Source organism: Candidatus Alcyoniella australis (assembly GCA_030765605.1).
GTDB classification, from domain to species: Bacteria; Lernaellota; Lernaellaia; order JAVCCG01; family Alcyoniellaceae; genus Alcyoniella; species Alcyoniella australis.
The window spans coordinates 1-14662 of sequence record JAVCCG010000014.1 but is presented as its reverse complement, the minus strand read 5'-3'; the positions used below and the strand labels follow the sequence as shown (position 1 = coordinate 14662).

The window sequence follows — 14662 nt, the reverse complement described above, 5'->3', positions numbered from 1 at the left end:
ATAGGTGCCTCCGCGGAGTGGATCGTTGAGCTACGACCGTCGTACTGCGCGAGCCTTGTGGCGGCTCAAAGCTGCCTCAAAGCCGGGTGCCTACATGCCCTTGCCGGTAGTGGTGAAGATCGTTTTGCCGTGGAGCACGCCGCGGCAACTGATCAGCTTCTCGGCCATCGGGCGAATCTTCTTGGCCGACCCGCGCATGATCAGGATCTCCAGGCAGTTGTGCGGGTCGATGTGGATGTGCGTGGTGGAGACGATCAACTGATAGTTTTCGTGTTGAATGTCCGTCAATAGGTCGGAGAGTCCGTGCACGTGGTGGTCGTAGACCAGGGTTACTACGCCGATGACCTCACCGGACCCCGACTCCCATTCCTGACGAGTTAGTTCCTCGCGCACCAGATCGTTGATTGCCTTGGATCGCGTGCGGTAGCCCTTGGCCTTGATGTGGCGGTCAAAGCTTTTAAGCAGGCCTGGAGGGAAAGTGATACCGATGCGCTCGATGGTTTTCTTGGGCATGCTGATCGCTCCGAGGATATGTAGATATTTGGTGGAAATTTCCCCGAAGAACAATAGCACAAAATAGTGCTGATCGTGCTACGCGGCGCTGCAATTGACTCCAGGTGGTTAATACCCTATAAACCCGGTAGGCAATATAGGTAATTGTAACGAATGAAGCTGACCACTAAAAGCGAATACAGCCTGCTGGCGCTGCTGTTTTTGGCGCGCCACAGCGACTCGGGCTTTATCACCATCGAACAGATCAGCCATGCTTGCGACATTCCGCCCAAGTACCTCGAACAGTTGCTTGGCGCCCTGAGGTCGGGCCGAATCCTGAAGGCTCGTCGCGGTGTGGGAGGCGGATACGCTCTGGCGCGCGACGCCTCGCAGATCTCGGTGGCCGAGGTGATTCGGATGATGGACGGAGCGTTGGCGCCGACCGAGTCGGTCAGCGAGTTTTTCTTTTCCAAGACCCCGCTGATGCGCGAGGAGCGCCTGCTGGACGAACTGAGGATTATCCGTAATTTTGCGGCAAAACGGCTTGAGAAGCTCACGCTCTCGAAGCTGGTTTGAGGATTTAAATGGATTACTTCTTACTGCTGCTGGTGCCGCTGGCCTTTGTCTGCGAGTTCGTCGATTCGAGCCTGGGCGGCGGCTACGGTACGATCCTCACCCCGGTGCTGCTGTTGATGGGCTACGAGCCGATGCAGATCGTTCCCGCGGTGCTGCTCTCGGAGTTCGTCACCGGCCTGACCGCCGCGTTTTTCCACCACAGCGAGAACAACGTCAACCTGCACCCCAGATCGCCCGACGCCAAGGTGGCGTTCGTACTTTCGCTGTTCGCCGTGGTCGGCACTTTGGCAGCGGTGATGCTGGCAGTGAAGCTCTCCCCGCACATGCTTAAGCTGATCATCGGCTCGATCGTGCTGCTGATGGGCATAGTGATTTTGGCCAACCTGGGACGCAAACCGAAACTGTCCTGGGGTCGGATTATGGTGCTGGGCACAGTGGCCTCGTTCAACAAGGGGCTCTCGGGCGGAGGCTACGGTCCGCTGGTCATGGGTGGTCAGGTTCTCAGCGGAGTGGGCGTTAAGAACGCCGTGGGCATCACCTCGTTCTCCGAGGGCGTGACCTGCCTACTCGGCGTGGGGCTCTACATCGTGTTTAAAGATTCGATCGACTGGACCCTGGCCCCCTGGCTGATGGCCGGGGCCGTGCTCTCGATCCCGCTGGCCGCGACCACTCTCAAGCGGCTGCCGGAGAACGTGGTTAAAGTCTCGATCGCCGTGTTCGTCTGCGTGCTGGGAATTATCACACTCTATAACGCTTTGGCCTGATCAGGACGAGGCGCAGATCACGAAGACAATCGCCACGGGTGAGAGCGCGTAGAGCAATAACAACGCAGACGATACCGGCCCGATCTCGATAGCGCAGAACAACCTCACCAGGATCCAATAGCGGTAGAGGATCTTATTTAAACCCGTCCTATTTTTAACCTCGTCACGCATTTTCCTGACCTCGGTCCTGCGCGGATCGTCTTTATCAATCCCTTTATGATCCAGGTAGGCATCGAGGATGGCGAAGTTCGAGTCCAGCGTTGCGCGGTCTTCGGGCTTGCAGATCATGTACTTGTAGTAGAGCAGCTTGTAGAGGGTGTAGTTGCGCATGTCCATCCCGATGAACAGCAGACAGATCAGCGTATAGCCGATTACCAGCAGCAGCGGGGCTGTTTTCTATATGCAAATACTATGCTCCACGGGCTACAAATATTCAATCGCCACCCGAGCATGACTCAATTTCGAATCCCGAGATGCTCGGGGCCTTGTTCCCAGCGGATGTCTTGCATAATATCGTGCCCCATGCCGCGCAAATCGCACCTTCATCTCTACGCACTGGCGTTGGCCCTCTCGGCTTTTTTGCGTCACATGATGCAGCTGGGCCGCGAATGGGATTGGGCCGACCTGCAGCAGGCGTTGAACGTGCAGGCGCTGCTGGACCACGGCGGGCTCGGTGGCGCAAGCGTGCACGGCGGCGTGCTGTCCCAAGGTCCGCTGTTCTCCGCGCTGCTGGCGCCGTTCTATGCGCTGATCGGCAGTGTAGCCGGACCATTCGTGGGCATGAACGTGCTGGCGTTGCTCAGTGCGATCCTGTGCTTTGAGCTGGCACGGCGCTTCATCAATTATCGGGCCGCGTGGCTTTGTCTGCTGCTGATGTGCCTCACGCCCTGGGCCGTGGCCTTGGGCACGGACATCTCGAACAACGAGGCCTGCGTGCCTTTCGTGGTGCTTGCCGCATTGGGCTGCCTAAGTTTTGCCCGTAAGCCAAGCTGGAAAAGCTGGGTTCTGCTGCTCGCGGCGTTGACCCTCACTTGGCAGGTGGCGCTATCGGGCATGCTGGCCATCGCCGGGATGCTGATCGGCCTGCTGATCGGCAGGCGCAAGCTGTTTGGCCCGGCGCATATCGTGGCTGCGGTCGCGGTGCTGGCGCTGAACATCGAGCTAAGCCTGCTATGGCCTGCGGCCGAGGCGTCCGGCGGCTGGTCGCTTACGCTGCAACAGCCCGGGCCGAACCTGGTCGAGCTCAGCCGTCGCTCGGGCGGCATGGCATTCCTGGGCCTGATGCTCGCTATTTGGGCCGTGTGGACGGGCAGACCGCGCGCCGGCCGCTCCAACCCGCTGTTGCTGATCCTGGGGATGTGGGTGCTGCTGCCACTTTGCTACGTGATATTTTTCGAGCCGCCGCAGCGCGTGCATTACCTGTTCGCCTCGCTGCCCGGCGCAATGCTGCTGCTCGGGCTGCTGCTGGGCGAGGCCTGGGCCGCGATCCCGGGCGCGACCAAGGGCATGCTCTGGGTACTGCGCGGATCGCAAATTGCGGGGATCGCAATGCTGACCGCGGCCAACCTGGTAATGCCCTCGATCGGCGGGGCCATCGGCCTGCACGCCATTCCGCCGCAGAGCATGCTCGAACGCAGCGACTTGCTGCACCAAATCGAAATCAATCTTGGACCGGACGCGCTGAGTGATCTGGACTCCGCGCCCGCACTGCGCGGCTGGGGCTCGTACAACCAGGCGCGGTTTTTACAGCGCAGCCTGGCGCTACGCAACGAGCCGTTGGCCGCGGCGACCGAGCCGTGCAATTTGGTGCTCGACAAACGCGGGGCTGACGATGCGCTGCATTACGGCTGCGCAGGTGATCCCGTGCGCGACCTGCCGCGATCCGTGGCGCTCGATCCGTGCGTGGAGCTGGAAGTAGGGCGTTCGGACGGTGCAGTGCTCGAGATCATCGTGCCCAGCTTGGAGGCCGAGGCGTTGAGCGCGCGGCTCGATTCGCAACCCCTGAGCCTGGTCCAGTACGAGTCGGACGAACAATTCATCCAGCTCTATGCGTTGCTTGAGAGCGCGGGCGCACAATCGCGGATCGAGATCTGCTCTTCAGCCGGGCGGCCTCTGCGAGTGCGTGTCGATCTATTCGTAACGGAGCGATAACATGGACGTTCTGCTGCACATCTGCTGCGCGCCGTGCGCCATCGTGCCGATAGATACGCTGCGCGCCATGGGGCATCGCGTAATCGGCTTTGCCTACAACCCCAACGTGCATCCCTGGACCGAGTACCGCAAGCGCTTGGAATGGGTCGAACGCTATTGCGCGGACCAGGGAGTCGAGCTGCACGTGCGCGACGAGTACGACGTGGGGCGCTGGGTCAGACGCGCGGTGCTCAGCAACGAGCCGCGCTGCCGCGAATGCTACATTGATCGGCTCTACGCCACCGCGGCCATGGCGGCCAAGCTCGGCGCGCAAGCGTTTAGCTCAACGCTGTTCTACTCCAAATATCAAGACCATGCGCTGATGTCAGCCATTGCCCAAGACGCGGCTCAAGAGCAGGGCAGCGAGTTTTTATATCACAATTTCAGCAGCGGCTGGTCCGAGGGGATCAAGCGCTCGCGGGAGCTGGGCATCTACCGCCAACAGTACTGCGGGTGCATTTTCTCCGAGCAAGACCGCTATTTACGGGCGAAAAACAAAGTAAAATAGTTGCTAAAAACGCACAACAAGTGTTGCGTAGATTACACGATTTGGCCAAATCAGAGTCGCTGCCGCTATTTAGTCCGATTTATAACAGGTTGATATCAGCTATATAATCAGTTTTTATCCCTAAGCGCCGCATCTGGCATTGCACTTGCTATGTATTTCATCGATGAAATTGGTGCAGTTGCACCTAATGAACTTTTGGGGCGTCAAATAGCTATGAATTTTCAGCACACAATCGCCGATCGAATAAGTTGTTCCGGGGTCGGATTGCACACCGGCAGCCAGGTTCGGCTGAGCATCCAACCTGCTGAAACTAATACAGGAATTGTGTTTCGGCGGAGCGATATTCCCGGATGCGAACCTGTACGGTCGGTTACCGAAAATGTAATGTCCACCTCGTTTGCCACGACGATCGGCAACGGCTCGATGTTTGTGGCGACGGTTGAGCATCTGATGTCGGCGTTTCACGGCCTGGGAGTCGATAATGCGCTGGTTGAGCTTGACGGCGAAGAGGTTCCGATCATGGACGGCTCGGCCGCGAGTTTTGTCTACCTGATTCGCATGGCGGGTCTCAAGCGCCAGACCGAGCTTCGCAGCTTCATTCAGATCACCAAGCCCATCGTGGTTGCCGAGTCCGACAAGAAGGCCGGTCTCTACCCTGACGACCACTTTCGCGTGACCTACACCATCGACTACACGCATCCGATGATCAAGCTGCAAAGCTATGATTATCAACACGATCCGCGGCTCTACGAGAGTCAGATCGCCTCGGCGCGCACGTTCGGATTTTTGGCCGAGCTCAACGACATGCAGTCCAACGGTTTTGCCTCGGGCGGCAGCCTTGACAACGCGGTACTGGTCGGTGACGCCAGCGTAATCAACGAGAGCGGACTGCGCTACAGCGACGAGTTCGTGCGCCACAAGGTGCTCGACGCCATGGGCGACATGTACATGGCGGGCAAGCCGATCATCGGCCACTATTTGGCGAACAAGTCCGGCCACGGCCTGAACCACGATCTGATGCGCAAGCTGGCCTCGTCGCCCGATTGCTTCGAGGTGGTGCAGCTTCCCCAGCCCATGCCGCTAGCCGCCGACCAGAGCATGGCCCGCGCCGAATAGGCGCCATTCTCCGCCTCCAACCCCTCTTTGAGCCTAATCCTAAAACCGATTACTTAACAGCCGAGTAGGGCGCTTTAGTAAGAAATTACTTTACGTCTGAGATTTGCCCAAAAATCGATGATTATTGCTGCTAATCAAGTGCTTGCGAGCTATTCCATGATACTTTGCTTGAGGTGTTGCATGCGAATTGGGATTTCAAATCACAGATTTCGTATAGGTTACGGCGCTCGTATAGTCGTTGATATTGCAAAGTAATCGCGATTTGGCTCCATACGATGTTCATATACTGCTTTCCCCTGTCGCGTAAATTGCTGATTAATCAGGGTAATCTTGAAACCGTACGCATGCGATAATCTTTCGAAAAAAACCGCGATTCCGCTGTAATTCCGGGCGAGTACGATAGGGCTTAGTTGATCGCATAGGTTGAGTTTTCGCCGGTCTGTAAGTTGCTGATTCTAATGCGAAATAATCGTATGGAAAATTTGGCAAAACATTATGTCAACTAGCCGTCCCTCAGTTTTTTTGTCCAATCGCCGTCCGTGATTCAGTTTTCAAAGAGCACGATTGTATTTTACCAGGAAGGGGGAGGTGTGTCAAATAAAATTTGCCTATAGTGCAGTACGCTACCTCTAGGAATATAGGAATATCACTTGTATTGCTTGAATCCGTCAACCAGTTGCCGAAAAGATGTGGGCTTAAATTTCTCAAAGCTCTCCTGATCCACGAAAACGAAATCGTAACTCACGTCCTTCTGCACTCGGTTGATGTCCTCGCACCACTGCTTCAGCCGCTGCATTTTAAGCGGCACGTCCAGGTCTTCCAGGCCTTTGGTCTCCACTATGTAAATCTTTTTAGCCGACAACTTAACCAAAAAATCGGGGTAGTAGTTCGAGATGTCGCCGGTCGCGTTCACGTAGTCCAGCTTGAAATGGACTGCAAAGTAATTTTTGGCGTAAGAGATCACATCATTGCAGTCTTCCAAGAACCGAGCGAACAACAGCTCAAGGTGGCTGTCCCCGATGATACGGTTGAAAACGCTCTTTTTCGGCATGAGGTAACCCTGATCTTTAGCGACGAAAGGCCGCGTCTGCCTCAGTTTAATGGTGTCGCGAATCTCGGCATCACCTTTATCCTGTACGGTCAGCGCGTTTATTGTCTTCTTAAACGTCTCGATTATGGTCTTGGTGGCGACCAACTCCGAAAGATTTCGTAGGGTGTTTGGGCTCTCTAGCTCCACCGGCCGATCGAATAAATGCTCATGTACAAATCCCTTCACCTTACCGTAAAGCACATCGTAGCCGCTCACCAGGCGTAAATCCTTCATGATTGTCTGAGCAAAGTAGCCGATAGCGCTTCGATAATCAGCTATACCCGCTGTATCGAGGATGGTCGTGTGCGTCACCTCGCCGGTGGTTATGTCCTTAAAAACGATCTCCCGCTGCTCTTCCTCGGAAAATTGCCGGTACTCCACCGGCTGATTCCCCAGCGCCCCCACGTCCAGCGCGCCGAGGTTTTTGTATTCCCGATAAACCCGAGGCGACAACAACGGGATTTCAATGTCCAGCGCCTCGATGTCCTTCTTGACGTTCTCGTTGTCGATCTCGATTACCAGTGGGGTTTTAGCATCGGTGCCTTCGCCCATCGGCTTGCGATCCAGTATCACACCTTCCGCCTGGATGGATTCGACGAAATCCATAAAGGCGTCTGTGCCGACCACGCTGACGTACTCCTCTAATCCGCCGGGGTACATTTTACGCAGGCCACGACCCAGGGTTTGCTCCGGTAGGATGTTGCTCTTGGCAGAATAGGCGCGCAGGCCAACGATAGTGGTCACGTTCTTAACGTCCCAACCCTCTTTGAGCACCATGACGGAGATAATGGCTTTGTAGGGGCTGTCCATGTCGTCAATCGAGTTGGCCAGCTCGCGCAACTTGTCTAGTTCCTCTTTGCTCTTGCCAGAGGTAGATTCTGAAATTTCTCCATTGGCTTTAGTGTGAATGACTAGCACCGCATCTTTTAGATCTGCATAGTTTCCCTCTAAATATGCAGCCACATCGTCACAGTTGCGGGTGTCATCGGTCATCACGAACAGGATGGCCTTCTTGTCCAGTTTTACATGCTCAGCATATGCCTTGCGCCACTCAAGCACGCCCAGGTGAATGTAATCGGCGTATTTCTCAGTGTATTTTGCGCTCTGCTGCTCCGCCAGCTTGGCGCGGCTGGCCGCATCGGGCAGGACGGGGTGCTTGACAACGTTTTGTGAGATGGCTTCGACCAGAGGATAGTCGGACACGGTCTGCACGAAAATCGCACCGTTGTTGTGCTTGGGCGTGGCCGTAACGTCCACCTGAAGAGACAGGGCAGTCCCCTTTTGCTTCAGGCGGTTGTGAATGTCCTCGATGGATTTGAACCAGGCCATACGCGGATCATGGATGTGGTGCGCTTCATCGTTGAGCACCATCAGCTCGTCGATGTCGCGGACGATCATGCCCAAGTCCACCTTGGAGTCGGTTGTCGCTCCGGTTGGCCGTTTGCCCAGGAAGTAGTCCATAGAGTTTTCATCGTCGGGCGAGGCTGGAATATCGTCACTGGCGTAAACGCGATGGATATTGGTCAAGAAGATGTTGCCGGTAGGGCGCGTGATGCGCACCTCATCCTGAACATGAAGAGTGAGTTGAAAATCGCTACGCCAGTTGTGGCCATCGAAACCATCGTCGGGCAAAATAGGGTCGTCCTTCAAAAAGATGCGTAGCCCCTGAAAATCCTTGTAGATGCGATCCAGGACAATGATGTTGGGGGTGATCACCAGGAAGTTGCGCGACAGATCTGAGTCAGGCTCGTACAGCTTGTGAAAGAAGCTCCAGGCGAGCATCAGTGCTAAAACTTTGGTTTTGCCTGTGCCCGTCGCCATCTTTACAACAAAGCGCCGCCATGTCTCGTCGAACATGCCGGTGGAGACCGCGCCGGAGCTATCGAACCTCATCAAGTCGTACTTATCCTGGACGGCGACCACATCGTAAAGGTAGATGATCGTTTCCAGGGCTTCGCGCTGTCCGAAGTAATACTGAAACTCGGCCAGCGTGCCATCGTACTTGGGCAGCAAGTGCGGCGTATTGAACCACCAGTTGAGTAAGCTGCGGCTGGTGTCCGTCGCACCAACGTAGCCGCTATCGCGCCATTCCTTCACCTTCCGCCGCAGTTGGGGTACTAGGGGCGGCATGAGCTTGTCCATGCTGGAGAGGCGCAGGGCTTCGTCCGCCGGGAACCAACGGATTTCAGGGTCGAGAATGGCAAAGGGCGAATCGGGGAATTTGGGATGGAGTGCCATGGCCGGTTACTTGACTTTCTTTTTTATGGGCGTCTTTACTTTGTCGAGTTGCTTACTCTTTTTGGTCTCGATCTTCTTGATGCTTTCCGCAACCGGCAATTCTTCGGGCATCGTACCTCCCAATTCCTTGATGGTTAGCCTCACCTTCGCGCCTACTTCACGATGCGTCCAGTTCGCCGCGTCTTTCCCCTTTACCTCGTCCCGGCGCAGCTTTTCCTCCGTCTGGGTCGCCCGGAACAGGTTCGCCGCCAATTCCGTACTGCCCATATGATCCAGAATTTTCTGGGTCTTTTTTAAGCCTTTCCGATGGTGAATGTCCCCCTGTTTCAGTCCGCCGTATAGTCCCATATACCCGTGATTTTGAAAGATGGCGTAGTCTATCGGCTCGATGACACCAGCATCCTTGGCCGCGTCCGCCAATTGGGTGTTATGGCGGCGCATTTCATCGCGTAATAGAATCCGACGCTCATCTTCGATCCCCTCGTCAGCCAATTCTTGCCGACGAGTCTGAATGGCAAAATAGGTTTGCCCTTGCGCTACGATTTCTTTTTTGGGATCGGCGTTCTGGATAGTCAAGTAACAAGCGTAACGCGACAGTAGTATGGTTTTGACGGGTCGCTGTCCACCCTTGCCGATCGCGATCATTTCGGTGACGTCAACGAAATGATCCTCAATGCGGTATCCGCTGTTAAAGCAAGACAACTTGGCCTTATCGACAACCCCTTCGAAATTGCGGTAATCTTCGTATTCCAAAACCGCTGCAAATTCACGGCTTGACCAAAACACCATCCCGGCATCATTTATCCGCTTGATTCGCTCGAACGGCGACTGATGGTCTCCGGTCTGCTTTGTTGTCATTACCTCTTCCCTCCCACGGTGACCTCGATGATCGTCATGGTGTCGTTACCGAAGATGTCCACCACCTTGACAGCCAGCTTGCGCCGACCGGGCGTGCATTCATGAAATACGCTTTTCAGTTCCAGCGAACGATCTTTCTTGGTTCGGAAGGATTGCCATTCGTTTTCAAAAATATAATCACCAGTCCATCGTTCTTCCCACTCACCGGTGTCCTCGTTTTTAACGCGGACGATCTCCCGCTTGCTCTCAAAGTCGAAATCCACCGCCCAGTAGTCGATCCAGTCCGTCCACTTCTTCGTCAGCTTCTCGCGCTTGACGATGCCGTTTTTATCCTTGCTCACCTTCACGATCTGCCCGCGCTCAACCACGATCTTGCTGGACTTATTCTTGAGGGTAGCCTCGGCTGTGGCAATGGAATCCTGCGAGTAATAGACAGAGAAGTCAGTCAGTTCAACGGACACGCTATTCTTCTTGACGTGCGGCGTGACCTCAATGGCTGCAACGTCGTGAAACACAACCTGGTTCTTCTCCACTGCTCGCTTATCGAATACCTCAGCGGGGATGTATTTCGGAGCGATGTCGATGCCCTTGGCGCGAGCCTCATCCAGTGCGTTGGGGAACAACCCCATCTCGAATTCGAAGCCCAGGATGTCCACCCGGGTGATGTGCTTTTTGCGACATTCCAGAATTACTTCTTCCACGAACAACCGTGTCACCGGAAGGTTGACCGGTCCCACAGCCACAAGTCGTCCGGCCCGTTTCCCGTGGAAGCAGGCGAAGCCGTCCGTTTTTTCGGCGTGGTAGGCACGTAGGATTAATTCGACGAAGTCCGCCTCCTTTTGCTCCAACTGCTTGAGCTGCTCTTCCTCGCGCAGGTTGGGATTGACGCCGATGTAATGCTGCCGCTCATATTTGCCTAGGTTGAGGATCTCAAAGGCGCGGTAGTTTTTACCGTCGGCCTTGAGCCCCCGCTGCACACCGATCATGCGTTTGCGAGTTGTATGAATGGCGAATTTTCCGAGGTCGCTGACGATCCACTTGCGCCCCAGTTTCTCCGCCACAGAAGCAAAGGTGCCAGAGCCGCAGAAAAAGTCGGCTACTAGGTCGCCCTCGTTTGATGAGGCTCGAATAATCCTATCAATTAACCCTTCTGGTTTTTGAGTTGCATAGCCGACATTTTCCTTGTCCCAAGACCGGATGTTTTTCACTGCCTTATCTGCCCATATTGATTGGGCAGGCGTACCATCCATCTCGTCCAGATACCGCTTGAACCTCGGAAAATTGTTTTTAGTCCAAAATATCTTTCCTGCCGCATCAAGTTCGTCAAGGCGATGAGGCGGATACCTCCAAGGTCGTGAGATTCCCTTCCATTCATAAATTTTGTTCACCGTTTTATGACCAACAAGATTATCCGACATAAACCGACGACCATCTTCGTCTTTATAGCGGTAATAAGTATCTATATAATCTTGCTCATATTCTGTCTTTTGGGTGTTGAAACGAGATTTCTCCCCCTTTCGATAAAAGAAAATTGTATTGTGAACGACCCCATAAGTTTTGTTGTTGGCATGAGCACTTGTCGCCTTCCAAATTATTTCTGTATCAAATCTTGTTGCCCCAAAGACCTCGTCCAAGACTAAACGAATCATTGCACTTACTCGCCAATCACAATGCACATAAATGCTGCCATTATCAGCCAGCAAGTCGCGCATCAGCACCAGCCGCTCGTAGATCATTGACGGGTATCGTTCTGCGTTTTTGCCCCAGGTGTCGCGGTAGGCAATTTCTTCCAAAATGTTAGGTCTTTTTGTAAATGTATCGCCGCCAACCTCGATATTCATGCTGAAATCAGCACCAACATCAAACGGCGGGTCGATGTAAATCAGTTTGAGGCCGCCCTGTTTTTCGATCTCCTCACGCAGAGGGCCGTTTTTTAGTGACGAGAGGATCAGCTTGTTGTCGCCCCAGATGAGCTTATTCGTCCAACCCTTGAGCTGGCGACCCCGGCTGTCCGTGGTGAACAAATCCAACTGGGGTGCGGTTTCCTCAGACTTTTCGGCCCGGGGCTCGTCCACCTGCTCGATCACCTGGAAGGGCAGCACGATGTTGCAGACCTCATTGGTCTTGCCGTTCCAGACCAGCTCTACTTCGCGCTTTTCGTCGAACAGCAGAAATCGGAACTTATCCGGTAGGGGTTTATCTGCTTCGATGTAGCGCAGGATTTCCTGCTGTTCCTGCTCAGTCAATCGTGGCATTACTTACCTCCACAAAATCTATACAGGTAAATCCCGAGCATTTTAATGCACGGTGCGTACAAAGGGAAATCTCGGCCCGGCGTCAGCCTTGGGGCAGGGTGATCACGAAGCGGGTGCCGTGGGAGTGGTCGGCGGGGTCGACGCTTTGCACGTCGATGGTTGCGCCGTATTGGTCGACCAGTTCCTTAACGATGAACAGGCCCAGGCCCGTGCCGCGGCGTTTGCCGTGGCGTTTGTAGCGCTCGAAGATTTGGGGCCGCAGCTCGTCGGGAATGCCCACGCCGTTGTCTTTGAGCGATACGACCCAGGCCGGTCGGCCCTCGATTTTGCCGCTACGGATGGTGATCGAAATTCGCGGACGCGGGTCGCGGTTGTGGGTCAGGCCGTTTTTAATCAGGTTCAAAAACAGGATCTCGAGCAGATTGTTGGCAAGCACGATCCGTTCGCCGGGGCTGCTAAAGCGGATCTGTGCGCCGGGAAACAGGTCGCGGGAGTAGGCGACAACGTTGTCGATGGTCCGGCTTAGGTCGACCGGCTGGAAGCTCTCGGGGGTCAGGTGGCGCACCAGCAGGAACTCGCGCACCTTGTCGATCAGCTCGCCGATCTTGTACGTCTGGCGTTCGATGCGGCTCATGCGGTCGAGCTGCTCATCGCTTAGATCGCCGAAGATGCCCTCTTTGAGCGCCTGCACGTTGTTGAGGATTACTTGCGCGAAGTTGCTGATGTCGTGGGAGACGATGTCGTTGTACATCTCGGATTCCCACTTGCGTTCGAGGATCTGATCTTGCAACCGTCGCTGCTCGGTGATGTCCTCGAGCGTGCCCTCGTAGCAGATGACGTCGCCGCGCTCGTCGCGCACCACGCGGGCGTTCTCGCGCACGTGCAGCCGCGAGCCGTCCTTGCGAATCCAGGACGATTCCAGGCCCACTACGCTGTCGTCGCGCTCGATGGCCTCGCGGAACTGACGCCGCGAATCGGCCAGGTCAAAGCCGGCCTGCTCGATGTTGCGCTTGCTTAGCTCGTCGAACGATTCAAACCCGAGCATGCGGATCATTGTGGGGTTGGACATCATGATCCGGCCGTCGGGTGCGGTGCGGTACATGCCGATTACCGCGTTCTCGAACAGGTGGCGGAACTGCTCCTCGCTGTGGCGTAGCGCTGTCTCGGCTCGACGTCGCTCAGCGGCCTCAAGCGCCAGCACCACCATGTCGGCGATCGATGCGGCGAAGTCCTGTTCGGCGATGGCCCACTCGCGCGGTCCGCCCAGATGCTCGTGGCAGACCACGCCCACCAGCTCGCCGTGCAGGCGGATCGGGATGTCCATCAGCGCGCCGATGTTCAGCGGCCGCAGCATGACCTTTTTCAGCTCGCTGGTACGCGGGTCGGAGCGGGCGTCGTGGGCCGCAATGGTGCGGCTGTTTTGCAGCGCCTTGAAATAGCGCGGCGCGGACTCGGCCGCAAGTCGCATGTCGGTCTCGTGCTGATCGCGCGAGAGCAGGAAGAGGTCGCGTAGCTCGAGCCGGTTGGGCGATTCGCGGAGCAGCCAGACGCCCACGCGTTCGACCTTCAGTGTGGCGGCCGAGGCCTCGGTGATCCGTCGCAGGTCGTGCGCCAGGTCGTCGTTGCCCGCCTTGGCCAGCTTGAGCAGCGTCGATTGAAAACGTATCGATTGTTCGGAGAGCTCGATGCGCTGGCGTTGCTCGCGCTTTTGCTCGGTGATGTCGCGCACCACGGTCAGCGCCGCGTTGCGGTCGTTCATCGTGATCGCGCGCGCGTGCAGCTCGACGTTGATCCGCCGGCCATCGGAGGTGAGGAACAGCGTCTCGTAGCGGTCGGTGGGGCGCTCGCCGCGCAGTCGCGCTTTGTAGCGCTTGATGATCTCGTCGCGCGATTCGGGGGCTATCACGCGCTCGACCGGCAGCTTGAGCAGCTGTTTGGGAGTGTAGTCCAGCATCCGCGCCAGGCTGTTGTTGACGAAGATGAAGCGATCGTCCTGGGCGATCAGGATGCCGTCCATCGCGCCCTGGGCCACGATTGCGTACTTCTGTTCGGACTCGCGCAGCTTGGAGATCAGCCGCAGGTTGGCCAGCGCCATGCCCAACTGGTTGGACACGGCCGAGACGATCTCGGCCTCGGGCTCGCTCAGTCGGCGGTCGCTGAGCAGCCCCAGTACGCCGTACATCCGCTGTTTGAACTCGATCGGCGCGATCGAGGTGTGGGCCTGCCCCAGCCGCCGCAGCTGCCGCAAAATCGGGTGCCCCGAGGAGAGCACGTCCTTGAGATGCACCGGCCCCGAGCGCTCGCGAATTGCACGGATGTAGGGCGCCTCGACCGGCGAGTGGTCGATGGACTCGGACAGCTTCTTGTCCAGCCGCAGCCGGGACTCGATGCGCAGCTCGTTGCTCGCCTCGTCGACCAGGGCGATCGCGCCGCCTTGGACCGCCAGCAGCTCAACCACGTCTTGCAGCGTCTCGCGCAAGATGCGGCCCAGGTCGGCGCGCTCCAGCGTACGCGCGTCGATCCGGTTGAGTACGGTCAGCAGCCGGCTGCCGACCAGCGGCGCGTCCTCGGCGTT

At 56.4% G+C, this 14662-nt stretch carries 11 protein-coding genes; 5 read left to right on the top strand and 6 right to left on the bottom strand.

Annotated features, from left to right (window positions below; all coding sequences use genetic code 11):
- Positions 1-90: 90 nt before the first annotated feature.
- Positions 91-513, bottom strand: coding sequence for a nickel-responsive transcriptional regulator NikR (gene nikR / locus P9M14_01295; protein ID MDP8254361.1), 423 nt, complete (start codon positions 511-513; stop codon positions 91-93).
- A gap of 153 nt (positions 514-666) precedes the next feature.
- Here nikR and P9M14_01290 point away from each other — a divergent pair, with 153 nt between their 5' ends.
- Positions 667-1068: an Rrf2 family transcriptional regulator gene (locus tag P9M14_01290; GenBank protein MDP8254360.1), complete on the top strand. Its 402-nt coding sequence runs from the start codon at positions 667-669 to the stop codon at positions 1066-1068.
- Positions 1069-1076: 8 nt separating this feature from the next.
- Positions 1077-1832 carry a sulfite exporter TauE/SafE family protein gene (locus P9M14_01285; GenBank protein ID MDP8254359.1) on the top strand — a complete coding sequence of 252 codons (756 nt, stop codon included), beginning with the start codon at positions 1077-1079 and terminating at the stop codon, positions 1830-1832.
- Here P9M14_01285 and P9M14_01280 read toward each other — a convergent pair whose 3' ends face one another.
- Positions 1833-2162, bottom strand: a complete 330-nt coding sequence (locus tag P9M14_01280) for a hypothetical protein (protein MDP8254358.1) — start codon at positions 2160-2162, stop codon at positions 1833-1835.
- 192 nt (positions 2163-2354) lie between these two features.
- Here P9M14_01280 and P9M14_01275 point away from each other — a divergent pair, with 192 nt between their 5' ends.
- The 3 genes from P9M14_01275 (at position 2355) to lpxC (ending at position 5646) form a co-directional block, all read left to right on the top strand.
- Entirely contained in the window at positions 2355-3983 is a 1629-nt protein-coding gene (locus P9M14_01275) for a glycosyltransferase family 39 protein (GenBank protein MDP8254357.1), read from the top strand.
- A 1-nt stretch (position 3984) separates the two neighbouring features.
- The gene (locus P9M14_01270) at positions 3985-4530 is read left to right on the top strand and encodes an epoxyqueuosine reductase QueH (protein ID MDP8254356.1); all 546 of its coding nucleotides are present in this window, start codon (positions 3985-3987) and stop codon (positions 4528-4530) included.
- Between the two features lie 213 nt (positions 4531-4743).
- Positions 4744-5646, top strand: a complete 903-nt coding sequence (lpxC, locus tag P9M14_01265; GenBank protein ID MDP8254355.1) for a UDP-3-O-acyl-N-acetylglucosamine deacetylase — start codon at positions 4744-4746, stop codon at positions 5644-5646.
- 646 nt (positions 5647-6292) lie between these two features.
- Here the strand turns inward: lpxC and P9M14_01260 are convergent.
- From P9M14_01260 to P9M14_01245, 4 genes are all read right to left on the bottom strand, one after another.
- Complete coding sequence (locus P9M14_01260; protein MDP8254354.1) at positions 6293-8974, bottom strand: DEAD/DEAH box helicase family protein; 2682 nt, start codon at positions 8972-8974, stop codon at positions 6293-6295.
- 6 nt (positions 8975-8980) lie between these two features.
- Positions 8981-9832, bottom strand: coding sequence for a DNA damage-inducible protein D (gene dinD / locus P9M14_01255; protein ID MDP8254353.1), 852 nt, complete (start codon positions 9830-9832; stop codon positions 8981-8983).
- Positions 9832-12087: a site-specific DNA-methyltransferase gene (locus P9M14_01250; protein MDP8254352.1), complete on the bottom strand. Its 2256-nt coding sequence runs from the start codon at positions 12085-12087 to the stop codon at positions 9832-9834. The genes dinD and P9M14_01250 overlap by 1 nt, the downstream gene beginning before the upstream one ends.
- Before the next feature lie 82 nt (positions 12088-12169).
- The coding region (locus P9M14_01245; GenBank protein ID MDP8254351.1) for a PAS domain S-box protein at positions 12170-14662 on the bottom strand (2493 nt) is incomplete at its 5' end.